Annotated in this window: 28 protein-coding genes; 24 read left to right on the forward strand and 4 right to left on the reverse strand. The window is 36.2% G+C overall.

Annotation, left to right across the window (positions count from 1 at the left end):
- Nucleotides 1-121: 121 nt before the first annotated feature.
- Nucleotides 122-2815, reverse strand: a complete 2694-nt coding sequence (mgtA, locus tag IPN31_09605; protein ID MBK8682141.1) for a magnesium-translocating P-type ATPase — start codon at nucleotides 2813-2815, stop codon at nucleotides 122-124.
- A gap of 108 nt (nucleotides 2816-2923) precedes the next feature.
- Nucleotides 2924-3313, reverse strand: coding sequence for a VOC family protein (locus tag IPN31_09610; GenBank protein MBK8682142.1), 390 nt, complete (start codon nucleotides 3311-3313; stop codon nucleotides 2924-2926).
- Between the two features lie 138 nt (nucleotides 3314-3451).
- Between IPN31_09610 and IPN31_09615 the strand changes: the two genes are divergently transcribed.
- Nucleotides 3452-3754 carry a four-helix bundle copper-binding protein gene (locus tag IPN31_09615; protein ID MBK8682143.1) on the forward strand — a complete coding sequence of 101 codons (303 nt, stop codon included), beginning with the start codon at nucleotides 3452-3454 and terminating at the stop codon, nucleotides 3752-3754.
- Between the two features lie 64 nt (nucleotides 3755-3818).
- On the opposite strand, the gene IPN31_09620 is transcribed toward IPN31_09615, so the two are convergent.
- On the reverse strand, nucleotides 3819-4352 hold the full coding sequence (locus tag IPN31_09620; GenBank protein ID MBK8682144.1) for a pyridoxamine 5'-phosphate oxidase family protein: 534 nt from the start codon (nucleotides 4350-4352) through the stop codon (nucleotides 3819-3821).
- Between the two features lie 100 nt (nucleotides 4353-4452).
- The gene (locus IPN31_09625) at nucleotides 4453-4716 is read right to left on the reverse strand and encodes a DUF3781 domain-containing protein (GenBank protein MBK8682145.1); all 264 of its coding nucleotides are present in this window, start codon (nucleotides 4714-4716) and stop codon (nucleotides 4453-4455) included.
- Nucleotides 4717-5071: 355 nt separating this feature from the next.
- Between IPN31_09625 and IPN31_09630 the strand changes: the two genes are divergently transcribed.
- From IPN31_09630 to IPN31_09740, 23 genes are all read left to right on the forward strand, one after another.
- A complete protein-coding gene (locus IPN31_09630; GenBank protein MBK8682146.1) occupies nucleotides 5072-5815 on the forward strand; it encodes a response regulator transcription factor in 744 nt (247 codons plus the stop codon).
- 398 nt (nucleotides 5816-6213) lie between these two features.
- Nucleotides 6214-7131, forward strand: coding sequence for a hypothetical protein (locus tag IPN31_09635; protein MBK8682147.1), 918 nt, complete (start codon nucleotides 6214-6216; stop codon nucleotides 7129-7131).
- A gap of 59 nt (nucleotides 7132-7190) precedes the next feature.
- Nucleotides 7191-7736 (forward strand): phage tail sheath family protein, encoded by a 546-nt coding sequence (locus IPN31_09640; GenBank protein MBK8682148.1) that lies wholly within the window; start codon nucleotides 7191-7193, stop codon nucleotides 7734-7736.
- Between the two features lie 18 nt (nucleotides 7737-7754).
- On the forward strand, nucleotides 7755-8261 hold the full coding sequence (locus IPN31_09645) for a phage tail protein (GenBank protein MBK8682149.1): 507 nt from the start codon (nucleotides 7755-7757) through the stop codon (nucleotides 8259-8261).
- Between the two features lie 10 nt (nucleotides 8262-8271).
- Nucleotides 8272-9033: a hypothetical protein gene (locus tag IPN31_09650; GenBank protein ID MBK8682150.1), complete on the forward strand. Its 762-nt coding sequence runs from the start codon at nucleotides 8272-8274 to the stop codon at nucleotides 9031-9033.
- Nucleotides 9034-9035: 2 nt separating this feature from the next.
- Complete coding sequence (locus tag IPN31_09655) at nucleotides 9036-9641, forward strand: hypothetical protein (GenBank protein MBK8682151.1); 606 nt, start codon at nucleotides 9036-9038, stop codon at nucleotides 9639-9641.
- A gap of 156 nt (nucleotides 9642-9797) precedes the next feature.
- Nucleotides 9798-11066 carry a DUF4255 domain-containing protein gene (locus IPN31_09660; protein ID MBK8682152.1) on the forward strand — a complete coding sequence of 423 codons (1269 nt, stop codon included), beginning with the start codon at nucleotides 9798-9800 and terminating at the stop codon, nucleotides 11064-11066.
- A 23-nt stretch (nucleotides 11067-11089) separates the two neighbouring features.
- The gene (locus IPN31_09665) at nucleotides 11090-13180 is read left to right on the forward strand and encodes an ATP-binding protein (protein ID MBK8682153.1); all 2091 of its coding nucleotides are present in this window, start codon (nucleotides 11090-11092) and stop codon (nucleotides 13178-13180) included.
- Nucleotides 13177-13413, forward strand: a complete 237-nt coding sequence (locus IPN31_09670) for a hypothetical protein (protein ID MBK8682154.1) — start codon at nucleotides 13177-13179, stop codon at nucleotides 13411-13413. Before IPN31_09665 ends, IPN31_09670 begins: the two co-directional genes overlap by 4 nt.
- 1 nt (nucleotide 13414) lies before the next feature.
- Complete coding sequence (locus tag IPN31_09675; GenBank protein ID MBK8682155.1) at nucleotides 13415-13735, forward strand: hypothetical protein; 321 nt, start codon at nucleotides 13415-13417, stop codon at nucleotides 13733-13735.
- Complete coding sequence (locus IPN31_09680; protein ID MBK8682156.1) at nucleotides 13630-14547, forward strand: DUF4157 domain-containing protein; 918 nt, start codon at nucleotides 13630-13632, stop codon at nucleotides 14545-14547. Before IPN31_09675 ends, IPN31_09680 begins: the two co-directional genes overlap by 106 nt.
- A gap of 24 nt (nucleotides 14548-14571) precedes the next feature.
- Nucleotides 14572-15489 (forward strand): DUF4157 domain-containing protein, encoded by a 918-nt coding sequence (locus IPN31_09685; GenBank protein ID MBK8682157.1) that lies wholly within the window; start codon nucleotides 14572-14574, stop codon nucleotides 15487-15489.
- 52 nt (nucleotides 15490-15541) lie between these two features.
- Entirely contained in the window at nucleotides 15542-16264 is a 723-nt protein-coding gene (locus IPN31_09690) for a hypothetical protein (GenBank protein ID MBK8682158.1), read from the forward strand.
- Between the two features lie 22 nt (nucleotides 16265-16286).
- The gene (locus IPN31_09695; GenBank protein MBK8682159.1) at nucleotides 16287-16559 is read left to right on the forward strand and encodes a hypothetical protein; all 273 of its coding nucleotides are present in this window, start codon (nucleotides 16287-16289) and stop codon (nucleotides 16557-16559) included.
- A 3-nt stretch (nucleotides 16560-16562) separates the two neighbouring features.
- Nucleotides 16563-17423, forward strand: coding sequence for a hypothetical protein (locus IPN31_09700; protein MBK8682160.1), 861 nt, complete (start codon nucleotides 16563-16565; stop codon nucleotides 17421-17423).
- 242 nt (nucleotides 17424-17665) lie between these two features.
- Complete coding sequence (locus IPN31_09705) at nucleotides 17666-18370, forward strand: hypothetical protein (GenBank protein ID MBK8682161.1); 705 nt, start codon at nucleotides 17666-17668, stop codon at nucleotides 18368-18370.
- An 11-nt stretch (nucleotides 18371-18381) separates the two neighbouring features.
- On the forward strand, nucleotides 18382-18669 hold the full coding sequence (locus IPN31_09710) for a hypothetical protein (GenBank protein MBK8682162.1): 288 nt from the start codon (nucleotides 18382-18384) through the stop codon (nucleotides 18667-18669).
- Between the two features lie 15 nt (nucleotides 18670-18684).
- Entirely contained in the window at nucleotides 18685-19062 is a 378-nt protein-coding gene (locus tag IPN31_09715; GenBank protein MBK8682163.1) for a GPW/gp25 family protein, read from the forward strand.
- The gene (locus IPN31_09720; protein MBK8682164.1) at nucleotides 19059-19511 is read left to right on the forward strand and encodes a hypothetical protein; all 453 of its coding nucleotides are present in this window, start codon (nucleotides 19059-19061) and stop codon (nucleotides 19509-19511) included. The genes IPN31_09715 and IPN31_09720 overlap by 4 nt, the downstream gene beginning before the upstream one ends.
- Before the next feature lie 47 nt (nucleotides 19512-19558).
- Entirely contained in the window at nucleotides 19559-21532 is a 1974-nt protein-coding gene (locus tag IPN31_09725) for a hypothetical protein (GenBank protein ID MBK8682165.1), read from the forward strand.
- Complete coding sequence (locus tag IPN31_09730) at nucleotides 21529-23988, forward strand: hypothetical protein (GenBank protein ID MBK8682166.1); 2460 nt, start codon at nucleotides 21529-21531, stop codon at nucleotides 23986-23988. Before IPN31_09725 ends, IPN31_09730 begins: the two co-directional genes overlap by 4 nt.
- Nucleotides 23989-23997: 9 nt before the next feature.
- Entirely contained in the window at nucleotides 23998-24336 is a 339-nt protein-coding gene (locus tag IPN31_09735) for a hypothetical protein (protein MBK8682167.1), read from the forward strand.
- A gap of 92 nt (nucleotides 24337-24428) precedes the next feature.
- A complete protein-coding gene (locus tag IPN31_09740; protein ID MBK8682168.1) occupies nucleotides 24429-26246 on the forward strand; it encodes a hypothetical protein in 1818 nt (605 codons plus the stop codon).
- Nucleotides 26247-26250: the final 4 nt, after the last annotated feature.

Here is a 26250-nt window from a genome sequence, read left to right on the forward strand (position 1 = left end):
ACTAATTTTTAATTTGATTATAAAATACTCTTTAATTCATTCGTATTATTTATCTAAGTTACAGTAAAGATGTTTTCTTTTTTAATTTGATAGTAATGCAATTTTATTTTTATACTTTCTTCTATAACCACTGATTAAATTTTCGGATATACCAATTTTTCATATACTGAATTAATAAACAATATGCAGTTAGAATTCCTATTAACCAAGGGAAATATGCAAGTGGCAAAGGCTGCATAAATAGAATTTCCGCTAAAGGTGTAAATGGAATTATTATTCCGATAATCATTATTAAAGAAGTGAGTGCAATTACTGGTGCTGATGCCCAACTTTGAATAAATGGAATTTTCTTTGTGCGTATCATATGGACGATTAATGTTTGAGAAAGCAAGCCTTCTACGAACCAACCGGTTTGAAATAAACTTTGATGTTCCGGATTGTTGGCTTTAAAAATAAAGAACATCACTGCAAATAAAATGTAATCGAAAATGGAACTTGTTGGTCCTATATAAATCATAAATTTGCGAATGCCGGAAGCATCCCATTTTTTAGGTTTTTCTAAATAGTCTGTATCCATTTTATCCCAGGGAATAGAAGTTTGAGAAACACTGTATAACAGATTTTGTACAAGAATCTGAATTGGTAACATTGGTAAAAAAGGTAAGAATGCACTTGCACCAAGAATACTAAATACATTTCCGAAATTGCTGCTTGTAGCCATCTTAATATATTTAATAATATTTCCAAAAGTTTGACGTCCGTATTCAACACCTTTTTTAAGTACCATCAAATCTTTTTCAAGCAAAATAATATCAGAACTTTCTTTTGCAATGTCCACTGCTGTATCAACAGTAATTCCAACATCGGCCTCTTTTAATGCAGGCGCATCATTAATGCCATCACCCAAAAATCCTACAGTGTGTCCTTTTGCTTTTAAGGATTTTACAATACGCACTTTTTGTAAGGGGCTCATCTTTGCAAATATGGAAATATCATCCACTCGTGCAGTTAATTCTTCATCAGAAATTAAATCCAATTCATCCCCCAGAATTATATTTTGAATTGGAATTCCAACATCAGTACAAATCTTTTTTGTAACAGTATCATTATCACCAGTCAATACTTTTACCGGGACATTTAATTTGCGTAATGCGGCTATACTTGGTTTTGCCGATGGTTTTGCAGGATCAAGAAACCCAATAAATCCTGTGAAGATTAAATTACTTTCATCAGCCACTCCATAATTGAGAGGATGATCGCCATCAAATTCACGAATAGCAAGCAGTAAAATACGCAGACCTTTTTCATTGAGCTTATTTGCAGTTTCCAAAACACCTGCCCGCATTTCTGAAGTTATTTGTATTATTTCATCTCGCTTAATATGCAGTTGCCTGTCTTCACCCGGATTAAAACTATGTGTGCATAGAGATAACATTTCTTCCACAGCACCTTTACAGATTAACAGATGTGTATTGTTTTTTTGTTTAAGGATAATACTCATTCTTCTGCGTTGAAAATCAAAAGGAATTTCATCTACTTTTTGGTAGTATTCTTTCACCTTTAAATAATCATTCAACTCCACATGTTCCAACACCGCTTTATCCATTAAATTAACCAAACCTGTTTGATGATAACTATTCAGATATGCCCATTTTAATACTTCATCATCTTCTACACCAAATACATTTAAGTGTTGTTCCAAAACAATTTTATCCAGAGTAAGTGTACCTGTTTTATCGGTGCAAAGCATATCCATTGCACCAATATTTTGAATGGCATTTAAGCGCTTCACAATCACTTTCTGTTTGCTCATGCTTAACGCACCTTTGGCAAGATTGGCAGTTACAATTACGGGTAACATTTCCGGTGTTAACCCAACAGCAACTGCAATTGAAAAAAGCAATGCTTCCATCCAATCTCCTTTTACCAATCCATTAACCAGAAAAATAACGGGCACCATAATTAGCATAAACCGAATAAGTAAAGTACTTACTTTATTAATGCCGAGATCAAAACTAGTTGCCGGATTTTCACCAACTAAACTTCTGCCAATGCTTCCGAAATATGTACTAGAACCTGTAGTAATAACCACCGCCGTTGCTGCGCCACTCTCAACAGTTGTTCCCATAAAACATAAATTATTTAATTCTATTACTGGTTTATTTCCAATTTCAGAAATTGCATTTGCACTTTTTTCGATGGGTAATGATTCACCTGTTAACATGGACTGACCAATAAATAAATCAATACTTTGCACTATGCGACAATCAGCAGGAATCATATCACCCGCAGATAAATACACTATATCACCCGGCACCAGCATCTTCATATCCAACTCATTTCTACCGACATATTTTCGAAGAACAGCAGCGGTTGTTTTTACCATGTTTTTTAATTGTTCTGCAGCACGATTACTTCTGTATTCCTGAAAGAAACTAAGTAACCCACTTATCAAAACCATTATGGAAATAACAAGAACAGTTTTATAATCTTTTTCGCCCTGCACTACCAACCATACATCCATGATATATGAAATGATTACGATAGAAAGCAGGATTAAAATAAATGGATTGACAAATGATTTTATTAATTGTTTCACCCACGAAGGAGAGCGATCATAATCCACTTCATTTAAACCAAATTTCAAGATGCGATCTTCTGCTTCCTCTTGCGATAAACCCTTCTCATCACTCTCCATCAAATCATACACAGCAGGGGAATCCATACTTGCTGCATTGCGCAAAAATTCAATATCGGCTGAACTCATTCCCAATCGCTGTGATTTTGAAATGGTTTTAAAGGAGGTTTTTTTCATACTGAGAATCTATGTTTGCGATAATACAAAACTTCCATCTCAATATTATGAGTATTTCATAATTCAGTGGGAAGAAGTAATTATATCACTTTGTAATACACAAATAAATTAATTTGTCTGCGTACTCACCGACCAATAATTGCCGGCAAAATCATAGAAGGAACCACGGGTATCCGGATCACCTTCTCTATTAACAGGCTTGTCAATTATTTTACAACCATTTTCAATTGCATTAGCAAATGTTTTAAAAACATCAGGAACATAAAAATGCAACATTGTTTTATTTGCTGCATAATTATCAGTGCTATCACTAATCATAATTACAGAATCATCCAACTGCAATTCAGCATGCATAATTTTTCCGTTTTCACTATCATATCTACGAAGTTCTTTCGCATCAAAAATGATCTTTAATAAATCAATGAATTTTTGTGCATCATCTATTATCAAATATGGCGAAAGTGAATTGTAGTTGGCGGGTTTGTATGGTTTGTTCATAGTAGTTTGGTTATAGGATGAATCAGTTTAATTATAATACTAAAATAAATATTTTTTATAAATTAGCGATGTTTCAAATTGTTTTTTCACTTTAAAATCAATTAAGCAGCGAAAAATTATCACACCTATAAAAGTTGTATTAACGCATGTTTAAATTGCGTTGCTATTTGTACTCATTGTGCATCTTCTTGCACACAGGAAGAGGATGTAAAGATGATGGCAAAATGTATTCGGTTGTATTTGGAATGTATTGCGATTTGTAATGCCACTGCGCAATTAATGAGTATAGGAAGTAGTAAGGCAAAAGAGATTTGTGCTATTTGTGCAGACATTTGTAATGCGTTTGCTGAAGAATACAGCAAACATAAAACAGAACATTGTCAGGAAGGTGCAACACCATGTAAGGCTTGTGCTACCGAATGTTTTAAGATGGCCGTTTAATTAATAATTCTAAAATAAAAATGATGCAATCAAAATTTATATTGACCGCATCATTTATTATTATTTATATATTTAAATTCCCTTCGATAGAATCATCCAAAGTTTTACCCATTATCGCACCCGCAGCAATTTTCAACATTGCAATGGCATTTCCATGTTTATTGTCCCAATAATAACCATCCTCTGCAGTAACTTTAATAACAGTAATTCTTGGATCATCAATTCCTTCTGTAAACCAAGTTTTAATCAATGGATTCCATAGCTCTTTTATTAAATTTTTATCAGTAGAAATTGTGGCTTTGCCATAAATACTCAAAAAGTCAGAATAAGAAGAACCCTGAAAGAGTAATTGTACTTTAGGATCAATGTTTATGTCTAAATTCTTATGACTGTCATTAGCACTCAAGAACCACAAATTTCCATTATCATCCACTTTTTGTACTGCCATAGGTCTAACAGTTACAGATTTTCCGGTGGTAATTCCGGTGCAGAAAAAGCAAGTATTATTATCTGCCAGTTCTTTTATTTTTTCAGCAGCTTTTTTACCATGAAGGTCTTCATGATTTTCTTCTTGTTGATTTTTGTTGATGCTATCCATATTGTTTTTTTTAAGCAAATATCAACAGGCTGGTTAAAAAAAAGTTTTTAGGGATTTATGTGATGATTGAATTTATGTATCAGTTTATAAGGATTTAATCTTAAGTTTTAAAAATTTTATCAACTGTAATAATTCTATATGTATTTTGATTTATAGTTATTTTAATATTGTTAGCATTATTCATTACATAGATGTTTTTACCTATTCTCTGGAAAAAATCTATTTGAGTTTCTTCAATTATTGCAGAGAGCATTTTTTCAATTTCAGATTTTGAATATCTACAATTCAATTTTTTATTAATTCTTTCATAAACGAATTCAGTGTAACAAAGCTTGTTTAAAATTTCAGTTTTATCAATGAACATTTTATGATTTGAATTTGCAAGTGGGTTTTTTAAACTTGATAAAAATGATAGTGAAAAAAAATCAAATTTATAGTTTAAAATTAGAGGATGAGTTGAGAATTTGAATTTTACTTCTAAGATATATTCATTAAAAACTCTTTCTATAGATTGAAATAATCCAATTTTATCGTTTTACAAAAAGGTTGGAAGTATTAATACTAAAATATGTGGCCAATCAAGAACAAGCCCTTTCAAGCTTTGATACACAATCCATCTTTTTACTCTATAGAAATATTTTTTCATGTTGAATAAATTCTTTCTATCTTACCTCGCTATTTTTAATATATGTTAATTATACTTAATTAATTAAACCAAGATGATCTCCACATTAATTATTGAAAATGACAATAACTCTAGCAATACATTAGAGAGTTTACTTTGTGAAAGCTGTCCTCTAGTTTCCATAGTTGGCACAACCAATAACTATACTGACGCAATTAATTGTATAGAAAAAATACATCCAGATTTAGTGTTTCTTGATGTAGATATGCCTCATCTTAAAGGGTTAGAAACCTTTAATCATTATTATCCTTCTGCTTTCGAAATAATAGTGACTTCCAATTCGGAAAAATTTGCAATTCAAGCATTAAATTGCTGTGCTTCCGGGTATCTGCTTAAACCTATAAAACTGAAAAAGCTTATTACTTCAGTAAATTATGCAACTCAGAGAATACAAGATAAAAAAGTTAATAAGCAAAATAACGTAACGGACAATAACGCATTGAAGAAATTTGTACTGCAAGAAATAATTGGAATACCAACAATTGAAGGTTACGAATACATTCCTGTTAAGGACATCATACGCTGCGAAGGAATGCAAAAATATACCCGTGTCATTACGGTTGACAAAACAGATCTGATAAGCTCTTATAATTTAGGTGAATTTATAAAACGATTGGATTGCCATGGTTTTTATTCACCCCATAAATCCCATCTTATTAATTTAAAAATGGTACGTAAGTATCACAACGAAGGAAATGTGCTTATGCTGAATGGTTCTTGGGTGCCTGTTGCCAAAAGAAGGAAAAAGGAATTTCTTGGCCAAATCGAACATCTTTAATTCCCGTTAATTCCTAAATTCAAATCTTTCGTTCCGTATAATCTCCCATTAGTCTAATAAGGCTTGTAAACCATCTTTGGGATTTATAATCTTTACCTGATCTTTTATTAAAAAAGTTTAGAATTCATTTACTCTGATGTTAATTAAAGACAAATAATTGAAACAATCTCAAAGAAATCAATTCCAATAGGATTAAGATTAAAGTTGGGCAAACTAATGTAAAGTTGTAATGTGAAAAAGAAAAAATAAATTGATTTTCCTTTCTGCTTTATTTTTTGAGAAGAAAAGATCGGGTTGGGACTGAAGGGGCGAAGCTATATCACAATAAGTTACTGCCTAACAAATACATTTCTAACTATTCAAACATAAAATTCTTAATTATTCTAAAGAGGTAAATTATGCCAATACAACCAACATATCCCGGAGTGTATGTTCAAGAAGTGCCCAGTGGGGTACGAACCATTGCCGGAGTCAGCACATCCATTGCAATGTTTATCGGACGCACAAAATGGGGGCCTGTAAATGAGCCTATTTCATGTCTGAATTACACCGAATTCCTACGCACATTCACTGAAGATATATCGCAGGGTGATATGGCAAGAGCTGTTCGGCTATTTTTTATAAATGGAGGTACTAGATGCTATGTTAATCGCATTGGGGCAAATATTGATACAGCATTGTTAACTATTCAAGATGGTGAAGGGGCTCCGGCAGATTCTTTAACAGTTTCAGCAAAATATCCTGGCGATTTAGGTGAATCAATTCATTTGATAATTACCAACTCCACTACTGGTGTAAATGGCACTTTCGATCTTGAACTTTATAGAGATATTGCTGGAATTAAAACAGATAACCAGAAATGGACAGGTCTGTCAATGAATCCTACTAATCAAAAGTATGCTCCCACGTATGTCAATTATAAATGGGCAGTTTTAACTTCAAATGAAATTGTTCCGGCCACTGTTCCTCCAACTTTCAATCAATTTGCTCCTGATAATACAGCAGATACTCAACTGGCTGGAGGAAGCGATGGTATAACACCTTTAACCAATAATGAATATACTGCAGCCTATGATGTAATAGATAAGGAAGTAGATTTATTTAATCTTATGATTATTCCAAAAGATAATTCAATTGATCAGGAAGATGTTTGGGCATTGGCAAGTGAGTTTTGTTTGCGAAGACGAGCCTTCTTGTTAATGGATCCCCGTGAAGAATGGACAACTTATCAAGAAGCCACTCATGTTACGGATGGTGTTAATTCACTCCGCACAAGTTTAGTTAAAGACCACAGTGCTGTATTTTCCCCCGATTAACCGTAAATGAAAATGGAGTTACTATTAATGTAGGACCCAGTGGTGCAATTGCCGGGCTAATGGCAAGAACAGATTCAAACCGTGGTGTTTGGAAAGCACCTGCAGGTACGGAAGCGGATCTTCGGGGAATTACTGGTCTTGAATATCGTTTCAGTGATTCAGAAAACGGTGTAATGAATCCGAGAGGAATTAATATAATCCGGATTTTTCCAAACGGTATAGTAAATTGGGGTGCCCGGACTATGGATGGTGATGATGATTTTGCTAGTGAGTATAAATACATTCCCATTCGCCGAACAGCGCTGTTTATAGAAGAGAGTCTTTATCGAGGTTTAAAATGGGTTGTTTTCGAACCCAATGATGAGCCACTTTGGGCACAAGTACGATTGAATGTCGGAGCATTTATGCACAACTTGTTTCGTCAGGGAGCATTTCAGGGAACAAAGAAGCAAGATGCATACTTTGTGAAATGCGACAGTGAAACAACTACACAAAATGATATCAACTTAGGTATAGTAAATATTTGGGTAGGATTTGCTCCTTTAAAACCTGCTGAATTCGTAATTCTATATCTGCAACAAATGACTGGACAAATACAGGTTTAACTTTTTAAAACAATAATTATGGCGGTTCCTCAATTTGTGGTTAATGCGTATCGCTTTGACCCCTACAAAAATTTTAAATTCCGAATTCGTTGGGACGGAAAAGTCGTTGCGGGTGTGAGTAAAGTAACCGGATTAAAACAATCCACCGAACCCGTAAAACATAGGGAAGGTGGTGATCCCAGCAGTTCCAGACTAAGCCCAAGTGTTTGGAGTTTCGAACCCATTACTCTTGATAGAGGAGTAACACATGATCCGGAATTTGAAAACTGGGCAAAAAAAGTGTGGAACGTGGAAGGCGACTCTGCTATCTCCTTAAAAGATTTTCGCAAGGATATTATTATTGAATTGCTCAATGAGCAAGGTGTAGTTGCAAAAGCGTATAAAGTATATCGCTGTTGGGTTTCCACTTATCAGGCACTGCCAGAATTAGATGCCGGTGGAAATGCTGTCGCTATTGAGCAAATGGTTTTGCAAAATGAAGGTTGGGAGCGTGATGTAGAAATTCCTGAACCTTCGCAAACTTAAGAGATTGATAATGAGTGATACAGAAGATTTGTTAATTCCATTGAGGTTAACTCCAGGAGTTGAGTCTATTACTTTAAGGAGTTTGAGAGGTAGGGATGAAATAGTAATTCAAAATACTGGAACAAAAAATCTGTTAAGTTTTCTCGAATCTTTAATTCAATCAGAGCAATCAACTAATAAGATTAATTCTTCCCAAATTGTAACTGCAGATCGAGATCGTTTATTAGCACTCTTCTATATCTCTTTGTATGGTGCCAAAATTGAAAGTACGGTAAGCTGTAAAGAATGTGATCAGAAATTTGATCTTGATTTTAGGCTCGATGAGCTTCTTCAACATTATCAACCATCTACTAGCATTTTACTTAACAGTGGTAAATATGAATTAGAATCTGGAGTTTGTTTCAGGCTTCCCAATGGTGAAGATGAAATTCTAATTGAAGGACTCAATATTGAAGAAGCAGAAAAGCAATTATTTGAAAGATGTTTACTCATGGGAGACATTGAAACGGATAAAGAAAAAGTTCAGCAGAAAATGGCGGAACTTGCACCCTTACTTACAATGAATATGCAAACCATTTGTCCGGAATGTAGCCATGTCCAAGAAGTTCGGTTTGATATTCAATCCTTTTTCCTTACAAAACTCAATCAGGAAAAATCCACCTTATTAAGAGAAATACATTCAATAGCATCTCATTATCATTGGTCACATCAGGAAATTTTGGAATTGCCCAGAAATTTAAGAAAACAATATGCTGCCTTAATTGAAAGCTGATTATGAATAACTACTTTGCAAAGCTTGCAGCTAGAAACAATCAAGAAAATAATCATTCATTATTACCAATAATTTCAACAAATACTCTCAGTAATGAAAAAGCATTAATTGATGAGAGAGAGAAATTAAAGCCAACTGAATTTGCTCAGAAGAATGAAGATTTCCAACAAGACCTTTTAACTATTCAACCTCAACCGAAACAATCAATTTTGGAAAAAAATGAAACACCTGAGCTTAAGAATAATAATGTTACTTCCTATTTATTAAAGCACATCGACAGAATAAATGATTTTGAAAATAAAGATGCTGCAATTAATAACCATTACACCTCTGAGGAAATGAAATATGAAGACTCGGCAAAATCGCTTAAAAAACCTAAACAGCCATTAGGCAATCTAACTCCAAATTCCACAAAGAGTATTTTAAGCGAGGAGGATTATTCAAATAGTAAATCATATACTGAAGAGAATCCTGAATTTATTTTGCCTTCTCAAATTCAATCTCTAAGTTCCAATAAATTGATTTCAAATAAAAAGGAGTGGAGAGAATTGTTTCTAATATGGGGGCAAATAAAAACAAGCAACTGGTTCATAATAGAAATCAAATAGCAAGTCCTAAGCTTGTAATTGGAAAAATTATAGTTGAGATTATATCCCCCAAAACAATTTCTCCTCCCAAAATAATTACAAGGATTGTTTCTCAAAACGCTAAACCAAATTCATCAAAATCAAATAAACTGTCTTTTGGCTTAGGTCAAATGTAGTATGGATTATACTTCTTTAAAAGAGATAAGCGAAACAATTATTGCAGTAATTCAAACAGCAGTAAATGATACTGAAAATTGGCCGCCAACTTTAAAAGTGCTTCCTGAATTGCTAAGGGATCAAAATAATGGAATTGGATTTTATTTATTTCATGCAAATGAAAGCAGCCACTATAAGAATTTTCCTGCTCCCGGAAATGATAATCCTCCCGTGAAATATACCCCAATGGCATTGAATTTATTTTATCAATTATCGGCAAACAGCACAAATATTAATAATGAAAAGGATGCCTATGATGAGCAGAATTTGATGAGTGTGGCAATGAAATCTTTACACGATCATTCCGAAATAAAAACAACTACCACCGGTAAAAAAATCAATATCAAAATTACTCTTCAAACACTCACGCCAAGTGAATCTGTTCAATACTGGGCCGCAGCGGAATCACCCGTCAGGCTTTCGGCTTATTATGAAGTTTCCGCTGTATTTCTTGAGCCGGAAAAGCAAAAGTCCTATGCAGGCAGGGTACTTTCTTATGGCAATTTTGTATTCGTAAGAGGATTACCTCAAATTACTTCCAGCGAAAGTATAATTGAATATATGATGCCGGGAGAAGCTACTTTAAGTCAGGTAAAAATTAGTCCGGCTCAAGCAATTCCTGCATTTATGTTTCCTGATATCACCAATAGTAAGGTGAGTTTTTTTGGAACAGGCTTTTATGGAAATAATATAAAATTGTTAGTGATAAGTCCTTTATGGCCGGAACCTGCCTTGGCAGATGACTCTTGGCAAGCAACTATTGTTTCTGAAAATCTCTTCACTATTGTTGTTCAACCCACAGCAAATCTGGTGAATGCTTTAACACCTGTAGATATTATTCCGGGACTTTATTCAGCTCAAGTAAGTATCACTGAAGAAAGGACTTTACCTAATGGAACAATCAAAATATTTAATCATGTTTCTAACCAGTTTCCTTTTTCAGTAATGCCCCGAATCAGTGCGATTAGCCCTTTAATAGCGGGTGTCTTTTCAGTAACTTGTAATGTATTTCAACATACGGGATTAACTGTAGATGATATTCAAGTTTATATCGGAGAAACAAAACTTGTATTATCTAATGCGGTTCTTCCGGCTTCAGGTGAATTTAAAATTACTTCAAATACCACTATTGATATTCAAATACCAAGTGGTTTACCATCGGGTGAAATTGCATTGAGAATATTAATTAGAGGAATTGAATCAGAACCCCGATGGATTACAATTCCTTAAATGAAATAGTCAAGTTTAAATAATTGATTGATACAAACGAAAATATAGTTTTTGAAGGTGTAAATATCCAAAGGGATGATTTAGCTGGGCTTGTAGTAGCAAGAATTCGATTGCTTTCTCAAAGGCGAATTTCCTGGCTTCGCAAAATTTGGAGTGAAAATTCCAATTCCGGCAATACTGAATTTAATGCCCATAGCGAAGTAGATGGATACCTGATTGATAAAGATATTCCTGTTAAAGAAAGTGAATGGTATGCGCAAGATTCTGAAATACAAGAGATATCATTTCTCTTAAATGAAACCGAACAAGCCTTGTTAGGTAATCCCGATTTGCGGTTAAATATTCTCGCTGATATTTTTAAATTAAATAGTTTAGAAATTGATATTCTTCAAATATGTCTGGCTATTTCCATTGAACCAAATATGGGGAGAGTATTTGCTTATTTGCAAGATAATTCATCAAAAAACTATGTAACTGATTCTTTAGTTGCAAGACTTTTTGGCTATGGCAACTGGATTATTTTACCCGCTTCATCATCTTTAAAAATTTGGGGACTAATTAAAGAAAATGTTTCTCAACAAAGCGAACCTGCAAGATTTGAATGTGATCCTTTTATTAAAAACTGGCTATTAGGATTGGATGCCATTGATGATTCTTTAATCAGCATTTGTAATTTCCAATCGCCAGAAAATCCTTTAAAAAACTGGCCGGTTCACAATACAGTATCAGATATTAAAAGGATAACGAATAACCAGCCTCAAAATAAACTTAGAGTTTTTGTGGAAGGGTCAGAGGGATGCGGTCGTAAAACCTTTGCAGCTGTAGTAAGTAAAAATTTGGGATTGCCGCTAATTGCAATAAATGCAGATAGAATTCCTGAAAACCGTTGGCAACTCTTTTATATGCTTGCACAACGACAGGCTTTTCTATTAAATGCAGCCGTGGCCTGGTATGGAGAAACAATGCAAGAGCATTTTTGGCCTTCGGATATTCCTTCCTGCAATTTGCAATTTGTAATAGGAGAGTCTGATGAATCTCTTGTTACTAATAGTCATTTTATTGATTTGCGAATAACACTACCAAATATTTCTTATGAAGAAAGGTTAAGCCTCTGGCGAAAATTTGTTCCGCAATCATTGGAATGGGAAAAAAGGGAAATGGAAGAAATGGTTTTAAGGTATGAAACTACTGCAGGGCAAATTGTTTCCATAGGTAAAAAAAGAACGGCGACAATTGAAAATGCCTATGAGGCTTTGCGGGCAGATTCCGGTCGGAGGTTGGGAAGTTTAGCACAGCAAATGCCCGGTACGTTTTCATTTGATGATTTGGTCTTACCGGATTATACTAGAAAAGGAATTGAAGATTTTGTTTTTGAAGCAACGGAAAGGATTACCTTTTGGGAGCAATCAAATACCAAACGTCTTTTCCCTTATGGTCGTGGTCTTATCGGGTTATTTGCCGGTGAATCCGGAACAGGGAAAACAATGGCTGCGCAAGTAATTGCGGCTGAGTTAAAATTAGATTTATTTCGAATTGATCTTTCTAATGTAGTGAGCAAGTATATTGGTGAAAGTTCAAAAAATATAGAACGCATTTTAGCAAGAGCCAAAAACATGAATGTGGTTTTGCTTTTTGATGAAGCCGATTCGATCTTTGGGAAAAGAACTGATATTAAAGATGCCCATGACCGTTATGCAAATACGGATACAAATTACTTGTTGCAGGCAATCGAATCTTATCCAGGTATAGTAATTCTTTCGAGTAATAAAAAATCAAATATTGACAGTGGGTTTACCAGAAGAATTCGATATGTACTGGAATTTTCCAAACCTGATGCAGCGCAAAGACTGCTGATTTGGAAAAAAATATTAGGAGAAATGACAAATAGCCAAACACTTTTAAAACTTGAAAATGAATTGATTAAGCTTTCTGCTTTAATGGAAATTACAGGTGCCCAAATAAAACAAACTATATTATCAGCATTATTTATTGCACGACGGGAAAAATCAGAATTGCATATTTCACATTTACTTTCCGGACTTGAAAGAGAGATGGCAAAAGAGGGCAGAGGACTGGGTAAACAGATGCAAGAAAATTTCACCAAAACCTTATGATACAAATAGATGAATTGCAAATCAGGATGTCGGGCAAAAGCGAATATGATGGAAATACAATAGCCAAACAAGTTGCTGAAAGATTGGCTGAATCTCTTCCGGAATATTCAGGCACTCACCATATTCCTCAATTAAATGTGCACATGCAATTGAAAGGTTCTAATGATACCACTCAACTTGCAAATCAAATTGCCGAACAGATTATCCGCCAAATAAAACTTACCACTTTTTAAAATGAATGCGCTTTTACATCATAACAATTTAGCTGTAAAACCTGCAATGACTTTTGCTAAAACAAAACCAGTTGTTCAGGCAAAACTCACTGTAAATGAGCCGGGAGATATCTATGAACAGGAAGCCGAAGCAATGGCAGACAGGGTAATGCGAATGTCTTCCAACGAAGCAACAAAACCCGTTACAGGTTTAATTGGCAAATCCTTACAAAGAAAATGTGCTCATTGCGAAGAAGAGGAAAAAAAGAAAAACCCATTATGCGCAAGGCTGAAGCAGGCAATTCGGGTATGTCCGTTTCAACTTCATTTGCTTCTTCTTTAAATGCTTCAAAAGGAGGTGGCTCTCCATTGCCGGATGGAACAAGGAGTTTTATGGAAAACGCTTTTAGTGCAGATTTTTCGGAGGTAAGAATTCATACAGGAAGCAAGGCTTCTGAAATGAGTAGAGGAATAAATTCAAAAGCTTTTACGCATGGGAATGATATTTATTTTAATGAGTGCCAATACTCTCCCAATACCCATTCTGGAAAAAGTTTGCTGGCACATGAGTTGACGCACACTATACATCAAAATACAAATCAAAAATCCATCGGAAGTATTCAACGTTTTGCGGATTGCAATGTTTCTCAAAATCAAATGATCAGAGATGGATTGACTCGTGCAAGAAGAAGATCAACTCGTGCAATTCGTGCGGTTACTAACTTGCAAAACGGGAGTGATAGAAGTGCAGCTGGATCTTTAGCTCGTTTCTTTGGTGAAGTAACCTCAGCTCAAATTACAATCATACTAGATAGAATGAATGCTGCCGATGGCCAGTTGAACAATCCAGCACTTTGGAAATGCGATACGGCTGCTACTTATTCTCATTGTGGTCCACCAAATCCTTGGTGCGCCGGAACCTTATGTCCTTCAATTGGTGCCATTACCCATTTATGTCCTAGGGTTTTTAACGAGGAAAGCTCAATGGGATGTGTAGAAAGCAGCAGATCTATATTATTACAACACGAAGCATTGCGAGCTGCAGGTGTATGTGGCGGTGTTCAACCACCTGGAGATATGACATCTCCCGGATCAATAAATAATATTTTTTCCTATTCTCGCTTTATGTATAGTATTGCAAGTGGAAGTAGATGAAAATCGAAAGTTGAAAGAAAAATCATGATTCATAATCTTAAAATTAATGATGCTCCAAAAGTTAATAATAAAATAATTAGAGCTAAATCATTTATTAATTCCCCGGGAGATATTTATGAGCAAGAAGCGGATGCAATGGCATACCGGGTAATGCGCATGTCATCTCAAGAATTTGAAAAACCTGTTACAGGTTTAATAGGTAAATCCTTACAAAGAAAATGTGCTCATTGCGAAGAAGAAGAAAAAAAGAAAAAGCCCATTATGCGAAAGTCAGAAGCAGGTAATTCTGGTATATCTGTTTCTTCTTCTTTTGCAGCTTCTTTAAATTCATCCAAAGGTGGTGGTTCACCATTGTCACAGGGAACAAAAAGTTTTATGGAAAATGCGTTTAGTACTGATTTTTCTGCTGTTAAAATTCATACTGATGTACAAGCTTCGGAATTGAGTAAGAGTATTAATGCAAAAGCATTTACGTATGGAAATGATATTTATTTTGGAGATGGACAATATAATCTTGGATCAGTTGATGGAAAATATTTACTTGCTCATGAGTTGACACATACACTTCAACAAAATATTGATTCCGGATTACTTCAACGAATTCAAGATGGTAGGGCAACCGGCTGGAAGCGATGGTATGAATTTGTTCAACAAGCAGCAAATAATTTTTATGAGAAAGAATTAAATATTGATATGAGTTTGCAAGAAAATAGAGCCAATATTGTGCATAGCTGCAAACATGAAAATAATTGGAACCAGTGTAAAACAGAGAATTATTCGAATAATAGTAATAGCCCACAAGTAACTGTGAGCTGGAGACCAGAAAATAAGGAGGTTACTGTTATTAATTTACCCCACTTCTGTAGATATACATATGTGCATGATTCAGGTGGATACATTTTTACAAAATTAAATTGTGAAACTTTAGCTGTTTATACTTAATATGGTTGCTTTATTCACTACTGAAATAAAAAATATTATAAATTAATAACCCATGCCCACCGGCTACTCCCGCTCACCTAAACTTTTAAAAGGTGCTCTCATAGAATTCTCTGAGCGCTTTATTGGTCCTGTTCCAAATGTGATTGTATTCCAATACAATCCGGAAACGATGACTCGGGCATTGGAAGTATGGAGTCAAGGTGGAGGCGGAGAATCAACCACCAGCAGCGAAACTTCTCATACAGCCCAACCCTTTGATCCACCCGAAACTTTTACTCTTGCTCTTGAACTTGATGCTACCGATGCACTGGAAAATCCGGCGTCTCATCCTGTGGCTGCAATTTCTGGCGTGGCAGACAGAATTGCTGCTATGGAAATGCTTTTGTATCCTCAGGGTGATAGTTTATTGGGTGGCTTAATGGGTTCAATTTCAAGTTCACTTGGCTTGGGAGGTGGCGGAGCAGTGCAGCCTGTTCCTCGGGGTACTGTTCCGGTAGTGTTATTTGTTTGGGGGCCTGGTCGCATTATACCAGTAAGACTTACCACTTTTTCTGTTGAAGAACAGGCCTATTCACCATTATTATATCCCATTCAGGCAAAAGTGAGTTTAGGATTAAAAATTCTAACTCCGAGAGATTTCCCGGAAACCAATAGAAAATTGAGCGAAGAACTTGCCATAACCGCCTTTAATTTTACCCGCAAACAAAAAGAAGTTTTAGCTGCTTCCAACATGGCCAATAGTGTTGAGTCAATATTGGGAATGCTTCCTTTTTAATTTCAATCTACAACATCAAACTATGTTTTCCGAAAAAAGCAGATACAAAAATGCCACGCAATATGAAGTGACCGACCATAGGGGAAGAACTGTTAAGGTGGTTGCAACACCAACCGCTCCACAACAAACCATTAAAGGTTACCACTTGCTTAAACAAGGTCAGCATATTGATCATTTAGCTTCTCTATATCTAAATGATGCCGCCGGATTCTGGCGAATTGCCGAGGCTAACGATTCTATATTGCCCGAATCACTTACTGAACAATCTGAAATTGCTATACCGAATAAAACTTAAATTTTGGGTTTAGATATTCTGATATGTGTTGATGATATTCCCAATGAAAATCTTACTCAAAAAGTTAGTAGTGTAGAAGTATATGAGAAAATGGATCAAAACACCAGCTACAAACTGAATTTTGCTGTGGACATTTGCGATGGAGATATTGCACAAAATATAGAAGCAGATACTGCACCTGCAAAAATTTTAAGTATTCTCGCACATGTAAATGATAGTCTGATTTGCCTGGTAAAAGGGCCGGTAACCACACAGCAATCTCGTCTTAATCATGGAGGCGCCGGATCTTCATTAAATATAGAAGGCGAGGACACAGGAAAAAATCTTGATCATGCACCAATATTTCAGATTACAGATTCAGGAACTGACGCCGATATTGTAACTACCATTATATCTAATGCTGACCAAATGATTCCTGATGTAGAATCAACACCTGATTCACTGCATGCAGAAGAAAACCACAGCCATGTACAGCGTGAATCTAATTTGAGCTTATTAAGAACACTGGCTCGTCGCAATGGCTTTCATTTTTGGATTACATACACAAACGAAGGAATGGCTACAGGTCATTTCCGGTCACGCAGTTTAGATGGGCAGCCGGCAAATACTTTAATTGTAAATCATGAGAATAACAATATTGATTTGTTACAGGTAAATTCCGATTCAACCCGCCCTTCAAGAACCGAAGGCAGGCAAATTGATCTTAGAACGCTGAGTGTTATCGGTGGTGAAACTACTTTGGAAGATTCTACTTTAGGGTCAAGTGGATTGCGGGAGTTAAATGGCACGGAACAACAATCCATTCAACTGGCACCTGCAGTTGATGATGCTGGAGCCTTAACCGCCAGAAGCAGGGAGCTTTAAGAGATGCGCAATGGTTTATAAATGCCACTTGCCAAACCAGTCTTCACCGACTTTGCAATATCGTTCGGTTTCATACTTTAGTCCAAGTTCAAGGTGCCGGAAGTCGCCATAGCGGCAATTATTATGTTACGGGTGTAAGACATAAAATTGATGCGGTCGGCCATGTAATGGATTTAGAATTGGAAAGAAACGCATGGGGAAATTAACTATTAAGTAAAATGGCAATAAACACACTATAAAGAATGGACGATCAATTAGTTCAACAATTATTAGAGTGGACACGAAATAAGTTTTTTGGCAAGTATCGTGGTTTAGTAACTGATAATAATGATGCGACCAACAGAGGTAGGGTTAAGGTAAATGTTCCCGCCGTTTTTAATGAGTTAGAAGTTTGGGCTTTGCCTTGCCTGCCTTACACTGGAGATAACGTTGGTTTTTACACAATTCCTGATTCCGGTGCCGGAGTTTGGGTTGAGTTTGAAGGAGGTGATCCCTCTTTTCCTATTTGGACAGGTGGCTTTTGGGCTGATGGTCAATTACCAACTAATGAACAAGGCAGCGGCGCTACGCCTACTTTACGCATGTTACGGAGTGAAAAAGGATTGATGATAACCTTTAACGACGACGCCGAAGTGCTTACTTTAAGTGATGAAAACGGCAGTAATATCATGACATTTGAAGTACAGTCGGGCAAAATAAAAATACAAGCTAACATAAAAGTTGTTGTGGAAGCTCCATTAATTGAATTGGTTGAAAATTCAACACATCCCTTGGTTTTTGGCGATAACCTGCTTCAATATCTTAACCAGATAGTTCAAACATTTAATACACACATGCATCCCGGAGAATTAGCAGCCGGAGTAATACCGGTAACACCTATGACTCCGGTACCGCCAATGCCACCGGCCACACCAAGTCTTTTATCTAACAAGGTTACTACAGGATAAAATAAAATAATATGGCTCTCGATTCAGGAACAAAATCACCCGGAACATCTTTATATAGTGGCAGTATGGCTGATGCTATGGAAAAAGCATTTGTGGAAGAATGGCCTACTGTGATGGGGGATGATGCCGATTTACCCGCATCGAGTGAACAGTTAAATCTTATGTTCAGAGCTATTGCGCAAGGTGTTATCAGACATCTGAAACAAAATAGTGAATCCTTGAAAGTTACTGTTACAGTTCAAATTGGGCCCACGACATATACAGGTACAGGTTCTGTAACAGATATTGAAATCAGTTAAATTATATGGCAAGAAATGAATAAATCAATTCATAGTATTCGTTACCCATTCGCTGTTGATGAGGGATTTGGTACGCTGGCTGAGGAAACAAATTATGATAAGCATGTTGAGCAAATGATGAAGCAGGTATTATTTACCAATCCTGGCGAAAGAGTAAATCGTCCGGATTTTGGATGCGGAATTCGCAGGATGGTTTTTGCTCCTAATAGCGAAGTAAATGCAAACTTAAGTCAGGTAATTATAAATCAATCTCTTGAAAAATGGTTGGGAACCGTTATCGAAGTAAATGAGATTCAGATAAAAAATATTGAAGAAAGGTTAGAAATAAAGATTGTGTATTTGCTGAGAGCTACTCAGGAACGCAGGTATCTAAATATTGATGTAACCCTATGAGCACCGCACCAGATCGAATAACAGAATTATTGACTCAGAATCGAGTAACAGGTATTGATTTTATTTATGTACATCCCGATCAAAAGTCTTTGGATATCTTCTTTTTAAGAAAGGTTACTGATCTTATTGATGTACCTGATTTGACCTCCAGTTTAAAGCCTTTTGATATTAGGATTTATAGTCCTGCATCTGCATTACCTGAAATTGAAGTAGAGAGCATAATGGGTTGGCAATTGCCTGCAGATGGTCAGCATGTCCTGAATTTAAAAACAAAACAAAGAGGAGATTTTTCTCTCTACAACTTTGTAATCAATGACCCCCGAATTGATCGTTATTTCAATGATATTTCTTTTAGTTTCAAAGCCAATTGCCCGAGTGATCTCGATTGTAAGCCACCGGAACATGAATGCCCACCTGAGGAATTAGTCGATTTCCTATTGATTACTTAGCCCGTGATTTTTGGAGTTATCGCACCGCATTACTTGATTTTGCTTCATTGCGTTATCCCGATTGGGCAGACAGGCTTGAAGCAGATTCAGGAATAATGATGGCAGAACTTATGAGCGCATTAGGTGATGAAATGGCTTACTATCAGGATCGGGTAAGCAGGGAAGCATATCTGGAAACCGCTACTCAAAGACGCTCCATAAGAAGGCATGCCCGTTTGGTGGACTATCACATGCATGACGGTGTTGGTGCCACCGGTTGGCTTGACTTTACTGTTGAATCAGGTGTTACTATGTTGCCCGCTGGGACCAATGTTTTCAGCTTAAGTGATGATAATACCAGAATTGATTTTGAAGTAGGCAAAGGTCTTATCGAAATAATGAATGGAAAAACGTATTCACTAACTGCAGTTAATAATACATTTAATCCGCATGTATGGGATGAAGATGATACTTGTTTGGCAGTCGGGGAAACTGAATTATTCATTGAGGGTCATCATGCAAACGACCTTGCATTTGATGATTTACCTGCAGATAAATTACCGGGTAAATGGGTGCTGTTAAAAACAATTCCCACTGATGCGGCGCAGCCTGAACGAACTCAATTAGTACGATTAATACAAATTACGGATTTAATTGATCCTGTTTTTAATACTAATATCACCCATCTTGTTTGGGAAAATGAACAAGCGCTTCGTAATGAATTTGATCTAACAGTTTTAACGGTAAGGGGAAATATTGTTCCTGCTGTTGCAGGTAAAACTTATCAGGCCTTTTTTATTATGAATGAGCTTGTTTCTAATTTATCAGCCCAAGAAACAGCGGCTTTTATTCCAATTTCGGTAGGAGAAACAGTAAATCGCCAAGGACATGATGATTCCAATTCCCATCTTTTTACTCTGCCATATTCCCAGAATGTCCCAATTATTTATCTTGGTGAAAATAAACTTACTTTCAATCTTCCGGAAATTAGCTTAGAGGAAGTTGTTTATGATATAGTTTCTGGCTTATGGATTCCCAAGCCATTTACTGAGCCATGGATTTATACCAATACTTTAATTGGAGTAAATTCCTCTAAACCAATGGATAATCATTTTACACTTGATGATGGTACATGGCAACGTGTAGTTGGTTATCAAAAGATAGGTCAGGACTTTATCCATCAGGATTATAGTATGAACCTAGGAGTTACTATTCGTTTTGGAGATGGTGAATTTGGAAGAATCCCGGATGCAGGAAGTGTTTTTAAAGTTACATATCGGTTAGGCGGTACCAGACGAAGTAATGTTGCAAAAGAAACGCTTAATCATATTTCCCCGGCCATTGCCGGAGTTAGTACAACAAATCCATTAAGGGCAATTGGAGGATTAGATGCCGAAACACCCGATGTATTAAGACAATTGGCACCTGATGCTTTTAAAGCAATTACATACAGAGCTGTTAGACCTGAAGATTATGCGGAAGCAGCCGAAAGATTGGAATGGGTTCAAAAAGCAGGTTCAGTTTTCCGGTGGACCGGCAGTTGGTTAACAGCTTTTGTTACTCCCGATTCTAAAGATTCTGTTTATCTGGAAGAAGAGAATCGAAAAGATTTAACAGACCAACTGAATAGATTCAGACAGGCAGGTCGTGAGATAAATGTTATGAATCCTGTTTATGCGAGTATTGATCTGGAAATAGAAATTTGTGTTTCGGCAAATGCATATTCGGCAGAAGTAAAAGAAAGAATTCTTTTAGCTCTTTTCGGAAAAAAAGGAATTCGGCCGGTACAAGGGTATTTTTCTCCAGATCGTTTTACGTTTGGCGAATTTTTGGAACGTTCCACACTGGAAGCCACTATCCAGGCAGTCCAGGGAGTTAAGGCTATAGAGAAAATATTTTTCAGAAGAAGAGGTTGGTTTGAAACCCGGGAATTCACCGAACTAAGCTATGATCCCGGCAAGGATACTATTATCAGGATAGCAAATAATCCGTTGCACCCGGAATGGGGAACACTTAAACTCTATACACACGGCGGAATATGAGTTGCGCTAATTGCACAAATAAAAGTATTGAATCATCAAGTCTCTATTCTTGTATTTGCGATCAGTTTGTTCATCCGGTTTCTTTAAATATTAGTGCCGGGTTAAACAAATTACCCCGGCAGATTGCCACCTTCCATGAATTTAGAAAAGCGATGCTCAGAGATATAAAAACTGAAGTAGTTGAATTGATTGACAGCAACAACACATTAATTTCTGTATTGCCTTTAGCGAATTGGAGAGCAAGAGATAAAGATGATTTGGGAATAATGTTATTGGAAATGTGGGCATATATCTGCGATTCACTTTCTTTTTATGATGAAGTGCTTGCCAATGAAGCATATATCAAGACAAGTTTTTTGAAACCAAATCTGCGGCGATTAATTGATTTATTAGGTTATCTACCAAGCCCGGCTGTAGGCTCAATGGTGGAACTGGCAGCAGTTGCCGAAGGTAGATTGCAACTAAAATTGCCGATAGGTACTGCTTTTCGTTCAGGTGCATTTGATGGAAACCCACCACAGGTTTTTGAATTGACAAATGAAGCGACTATTCATCCTTTCACCAATCAATTGGGTATTATAGCTCCACATAAAGGGGTGATATTAAATAATTATCCTTCTGCATTGTTGGCAGAATTAAAGTCGGAGATAAAAGAAAATGATTTGTTATTGTTGAACAACAAAACAGATAGTACACAAAATGGGGGAGCAGTAGTAAGTAATATAGTGAAGTATATTGGCGTGGATGGTAGAAAATATAATAAGGTAAACTTTACAACTTGGACATTATTGAGGCAGGGAGCCTTATTAATAAACCTCCAATTGTTGAAACCTCAATTAAGTTCTGGTTTGTGGACACTTAGCCAGCAAACAGAATCAATTTCCAGTAATAAAATTGTATTAAATATTTTAAGCAGTCAGGTAAATCCGGGAGGATTTATACTTATGGTTTATGCAAATGATATAAGATGGTTTAAAGTGATTGCAATTGCCGAAGTCTTAAGATCTTCATTGCCCGAAAATGAAATAAAAATTAATGGCAATGTATATAAAATGCCTGGAGTTTTCACATCAGTTAGCGAGCTTACACTCGATGTTTCTGTTAATTCTTCACTACGAAAAAAAACCGGAGCTATTACTTGGGATTCGACTAAACTAACAGGAATAAAAGTGCATTTTGGAATGCAGTCAGTAGCTTCTATAATTGATGAACCAAATAATTTCCTTACTTCAGCAGATCCTTTATGGCTCACCAAACCTTTGGAAACTCCTATCGAAGATTATCACCCAATTAATTTTTTATTTCAGGATAAAAACACAATTGGTGTAAAAGCGAAGGGAAGAGTTTCTTATGATGAAAGTAAAATAACGCTTGATTCCGAAACCGTTTGGGATACGCCACTTACACTTCCTGTAAATGTTTATGGAAATGTAATTACTGCCACAAGAGGTGAATCAGTAAAAAATGAGAAAATGGGAAGTGGCAATGCATCCCTTGCCAGCCAAACATTTAAGCTAAAAAAGAAACCACTTTCCTATTATCCATCAGTAACAATAGCTAATGATCAATCTGTGAAAAACACATTAACTGTATATGTAAATGGAATTCTTTGGAAAGAAGTCTCCACATTTTTTGGAGCGTCGGAATATGATCAGGTGTATATCGTAAGGCAGAATGATGATGAAGAATCTTTTATAACATTTGGTGATGGTATTAGAGGTCAACGGCTTCCTACAGGTATGGATAATGTTATTTGCAATTATCGTTTCGGAGCTGGAGCTGCAGGTCCACCAGCAGGATCGGTAAGCCAAATTTCAAAACCGGTAAAAGGATTAAGAAGTGTAAAAAATTTGGTTGCTGCTTTTGGTGGGGCAGATGCAGAAAAAACTGAGAGCATGAGAGAGTTTGCACCTAAATCTGCGCTTTTGCTTGGTCGTGTAGTTTCCTTGCAAGATATGCAGGCTTTAACTGCTTCCTATCCCGGAGTTCGGGCGGTTCAGGTGGAATGGCGGTGGGATATCCGAAAGTTGCGGGCAACGGCTCACATTTTTTATATCGGTGATGCAGGAATTGAAACAGGCATTTCGCAAAGAATCAGAAATTCTGCCGATCCAACTACACCCATTACTGTTATAAAAGCTTCTTCATACCCCTTATTTCTTTCTCTAAATATTAAGGTGAATGATAGATATCTTGAAAAGGATGTTTTAAAATCTTTACGGATTGCTTTGTTGGATTCAGAAAATGGATTATTAGCACCGGAAAATATAGGTATTGGTACTCCATTATTCCGAAGCCGAATATTTGAATCGGTTTTAAATATTGAAGGTATTGAAGCTGTTCAAAGCATACAAATTGATGGAGAAAATTTTGGGGATTTTGCTATTCTGCCCGGAACAGGATATTTCTTTGATATTGAAAAAGGCTCACTTACTATAAATGGGATTAATGAATAACGATTACCAATGGCAATAGATCGTTTTGAACAATATTATGCAGAGAAGTTATGGGAAACCATTCCTTCAATTTACCGTCATGAAGATGGTTTGGCTGAAAAGCCCGGAGTACTTAGGGCAATTGTTCAGGTAATTGCCAAACAAGCTGCTATACTCCGACGCAGTCAAGATAGTTTATGGGATGATCAATTTATTGAGTTATGTAACGAATGGGCGGTTCCATATATCGGCGATTTAGTGGCTACCCGGCTTTTATCCGAAAAAATAAAAGAGGTCGTCGGATTGATGTTGCCAAAACCATTTATTACAGAAGAAGAAAAGGAACTCCTAGAATTCTTGAAGAATTAATAAGTGATATCAGTGGATGGGAAGGCAAATTAGTTGAACAATTTCAAAAGCTTGCCCGATCAAGACATGGGCTCGATACAAAACCGCAAACATTGTCAGGAAAATATTCCGGCACCTTACCCGGCGGTTGGGCAGATTTGCGTAACCCACGAACCAGTGAATTAATTAATGGACCATTTGAAGAATTCTTTCACACTCCGGATATGCGCCGTCATCATGGATTGCAAGGTCGTTATTCCATTTCTAAGCTTGCTTTTTATTTATATCGCTTAAAAGCATATCAAGTAATCAATTCAACACCCTTTTCATTGGGTGATGGTGTAAGTTTTAGTTTCGATCCATCAGGCAGAGATATCTCTTTGTTTAGTAAATCATCCTTATCTCCAAACTGGAACGAATGGAGAACAGCTACTGAACCGGAACTTCCGGCTCCTATTCCTTGCCGCTTATTAGGGCATGCAACATACTTATTATCTGAAGCCATTATTCAGCAGTTAATTGCTTTACCGGTTCCACTCACAATGACAGCAGCAAATGAGCTTAGAAAAATTATTGGTTTAATTTTCAAAAATGAAAGAAGTCTGTTAAATGTTATTTCATCATTCTCTTCTAATACCGAAATTTTAGACCCGGCTATATTACTCCCCTTATTATCATTCTCATTAAAGGATGATTGTGGCAAAAGTATTTTATTACCTGACAATCAAACAGTTTTAAATAATCCTTTAGACTCAAATTCAATTTTGGTTGGGTATCAAATGCCAGCCAACGAGGTGATTACAACTGAAAATATAACAGCGGCAAATCTGATGACCTGGCCTTTTGCTATAGATAAAGTGCTTGCAATAGATGCTGAAAACGGCAGATTTATGTTTCAGAATTCTCCCACCGAAGATCAGGAAGTCTATATCGCTTACCATTACGGCTTTTCAGGAAATATTGGTGCAGGTGGCTATGACAGATTCTTACAAACTGATATTTTGCCAGATGGAATATTAACCGGAGGAGGAATGATTAATGCAACCGATTTATTCAATACCGGACTTACACAAATTGAAGATAGTAAAACCTATAGCCCAATAGCATCCAAAGTTTCCATTGTGGATATGACACTACAATCCGCAAATATGCAAAGACCATTTATTTGTTTGGAAAGCAACTGGATTTTAAACTCAGGGGCAAATGAAAATTCTAAACTTACCTTCGATGGATTATGGATTGGAGCCCAAGGTGATTTAGAAGCAGAGATAATTTTGAAGGGTAATTTCGAATGTGTAGTAATCCGGAATTGCACTTTAGACCCCGGAGGCAGTATTAATATTAAAAATGAATTGCTTCAACCGGTTAACCTCATCATAGAAGGTTTTGTAGAAAACCTTTGTATAGAATCCTGTATTTTGGGTTCTGTAATTGTTAGAAATGAGGGTATTATTGAGGAGGTTTCAATAACAGATTCTATTGTTCAATCAATTGACCCTTCTGTAAATGCCATTGAAATTAAATCCGGTAAAACAACAATTGAAAGATCTACCATTTTTGGAAAGGTGGAAGTGCATCGTCTATATGCAACAGAAGTTATAATTAGTGCAATTGCAAACGTAACTGACACACAAAATGGATGTTTCCGGTATAGTGCCGCACCACATTTAAGCAGATTGCCACATCCTTATGAGAGCTTTTTATTTACCAATGATTCGGCGCATTGGTTCACTTCCAGAAGATTTGGCGATCCGGGCTTTGCGCAATTAAGTGATTTAGCTCCTGTTGTTCTGAAAGTGGGCGGTGAAAACGAGTCGGAAATGGGAGCCTTCAGTAAATTATTAAATCCTGTAAAATTTGATGGATTGAAAGCAAAGATTGACGAGTATATGCCCTTTGGGCTTATCCCTATTTATATTAATAAAACTTAATTCA

This window comes from Bacteroidota bacterium (genome assembly GCA_016715425.1).
In the GTDB taxonomy this organism is placed as follows: Bacteria; Bacteroidota; Bacteroidia; order Chitinophagales; family BACL12; genus JADKAC01.

Bases quoted from the DNA above. Each gene is read 5' to 3' on its own strand.
- mgtA (MBK8682141.1), bottom strand. From the start codon at position 2,815: ATGAAAAAAACCTCCTTTAAAACCATTTCAAAATCACAGCGATTGGGA.
- IPN31_09610 (MBK8682142.1), bottom strand. From the start codon at position 3,313: ATGAACAAACCATACAAACCCGCCAACTACAATTCACTTTCGCCATAT.
- IPN31_09620 (MBK8682144.1), bottom strand. From the start codon at position 4,352: ATGGATAGCATCAACAAAAATCAACAAGAAGAAAATCATGAAGACCTT.
- IPN31_09625 (MBK8682145.1), bottom strand. From the start codon at position 4,716: ATGTTCATTGATAAAACTGAAATTTTAAACAAGCTTTGTTACACTGAA.
- IPN31_09630 (MBK8682146.1), top strand. From the start codon at position 5,072: ATGATCTCCACATTAATTATTGAAAATGACAATAACTCTAGCAATACA.
- IPN31_09635 (MBK8682147.1), top strand. From the start codon at position 6,214: ATGCCAATACAACCAACATATCCCGGAGTGTATGTTCAAGAAGTGCCC.
- IPN31_09640 (MBK8682148.1), top strand. From the start codon at position 7,191: ATGGCAAGAACAGATTCAAACCGTGGTGTTTGGAAAGCACCTGCAGGT.
- IPN31_09645 (MBK8682149.1), top strand. From the start codon at position 7,755: ATGGCGGTTCCTCAATTTGTGGTTAATGCGTATCGCTTTGACCCCTAC.
- IPN31_09650 (MBK8682150.1), top strand. From the start codon at position 8,272: ATGAGTGATACAGAAGATTTGTTAATTCCATTGAGGTTAACTCCAGGA.
- IPN31_09655 (MBK8682151.1), top strand. From the start codon at position 9,036: ATGAATAACTACTTTGCAAAGCTTGCAGCTAGAAACAATCAAGAAAAT.
- IPN31_09660 (MBK8682152.1), top strand. From the start codon at position 9,798: ATGGATTATACTTCTTTAAAAGAGATAAGCGAAACAATTATTGCAGTA.
- IPN31_09670 (MBK8682154.1), top strand. From the start codon at position 13,177: ATGATACAAATAGATGAATTGCAAATCAGGATGTCGGGCAAAAGCGAA.
- IPN31_09675 (MBK8682155.1), top strand. From the start codon at position 13,415: ATGAATGCGCTTTTACATCATAACAATTTAGCTGTAAAACCTGCAATG.
- IPN31_09680 (MBK8682156.1), top strand. From the start codon at position 13,630: ATGTGCTCATTGCGAAGAAGAGGAAAAAAAGAAAAACCCATTATGCGC.
- IPN31_09685 (MBK8682157.1), top strand. From the start codon at position 14,572: ATGATTCATAATCTTAAAATTAATGATGCTCCAAAAGTTAATAATAAA.
- IPN31_09690 (MBK8682158.1), top strand. From the start codon at position 15,542: ATGCCCACCGGCTACTCCCGCTCACCTAAACTTTTAAAAGGTGCTCTC.
- IPN31_09695 (MBK8682159.1), top strand. From the start codon at position 16,287: ATGTTTTCCGAAAAAAGCAGATACAAAAATGCCACGCAATATGAAGTG.
- IPN31_09705 (MBK8682161.1), top strand. From the start codon at position 17,666: ATGGACGATCAATTAGTTCAACAATTATTAGAGTGGACACGAAATAAG.
- IPN31_09710 (MBK8682162.1), top strand. From the start codon at position 18,382: ATGGCTCTCGATTCAGGAACAAAATCACCCGGAACATCTTTATATAGT.
- IPN31_09715 (MBK8682163.1), top strand. From the start codon at position 18,685: ATGAATAAATCAATTCATAGTATTCGTTACCCATTCGCTGTTGATGAG.
- IPN31_09720 (MBK8682164.1), top strand. From the start codon at position 19,059: ATGAGCACCGCACCAGATCGAATAACAGAATTATTGACTCAGAATCGA.
- IPN31_09730 (MBK8682166.1), top strand. From the start codon at position 21,529: ATGAGTTGCGCTAATTGCACAAATAAAAGTATTGAATCATCAAGTCTC.
- IPN31_09735 (MBK8682167.1), top strand. From the start codon at position 23,998: ATGGCAATAGATCGTTTTGAACAATATTATGCAGAGAAGTTATGGGAA.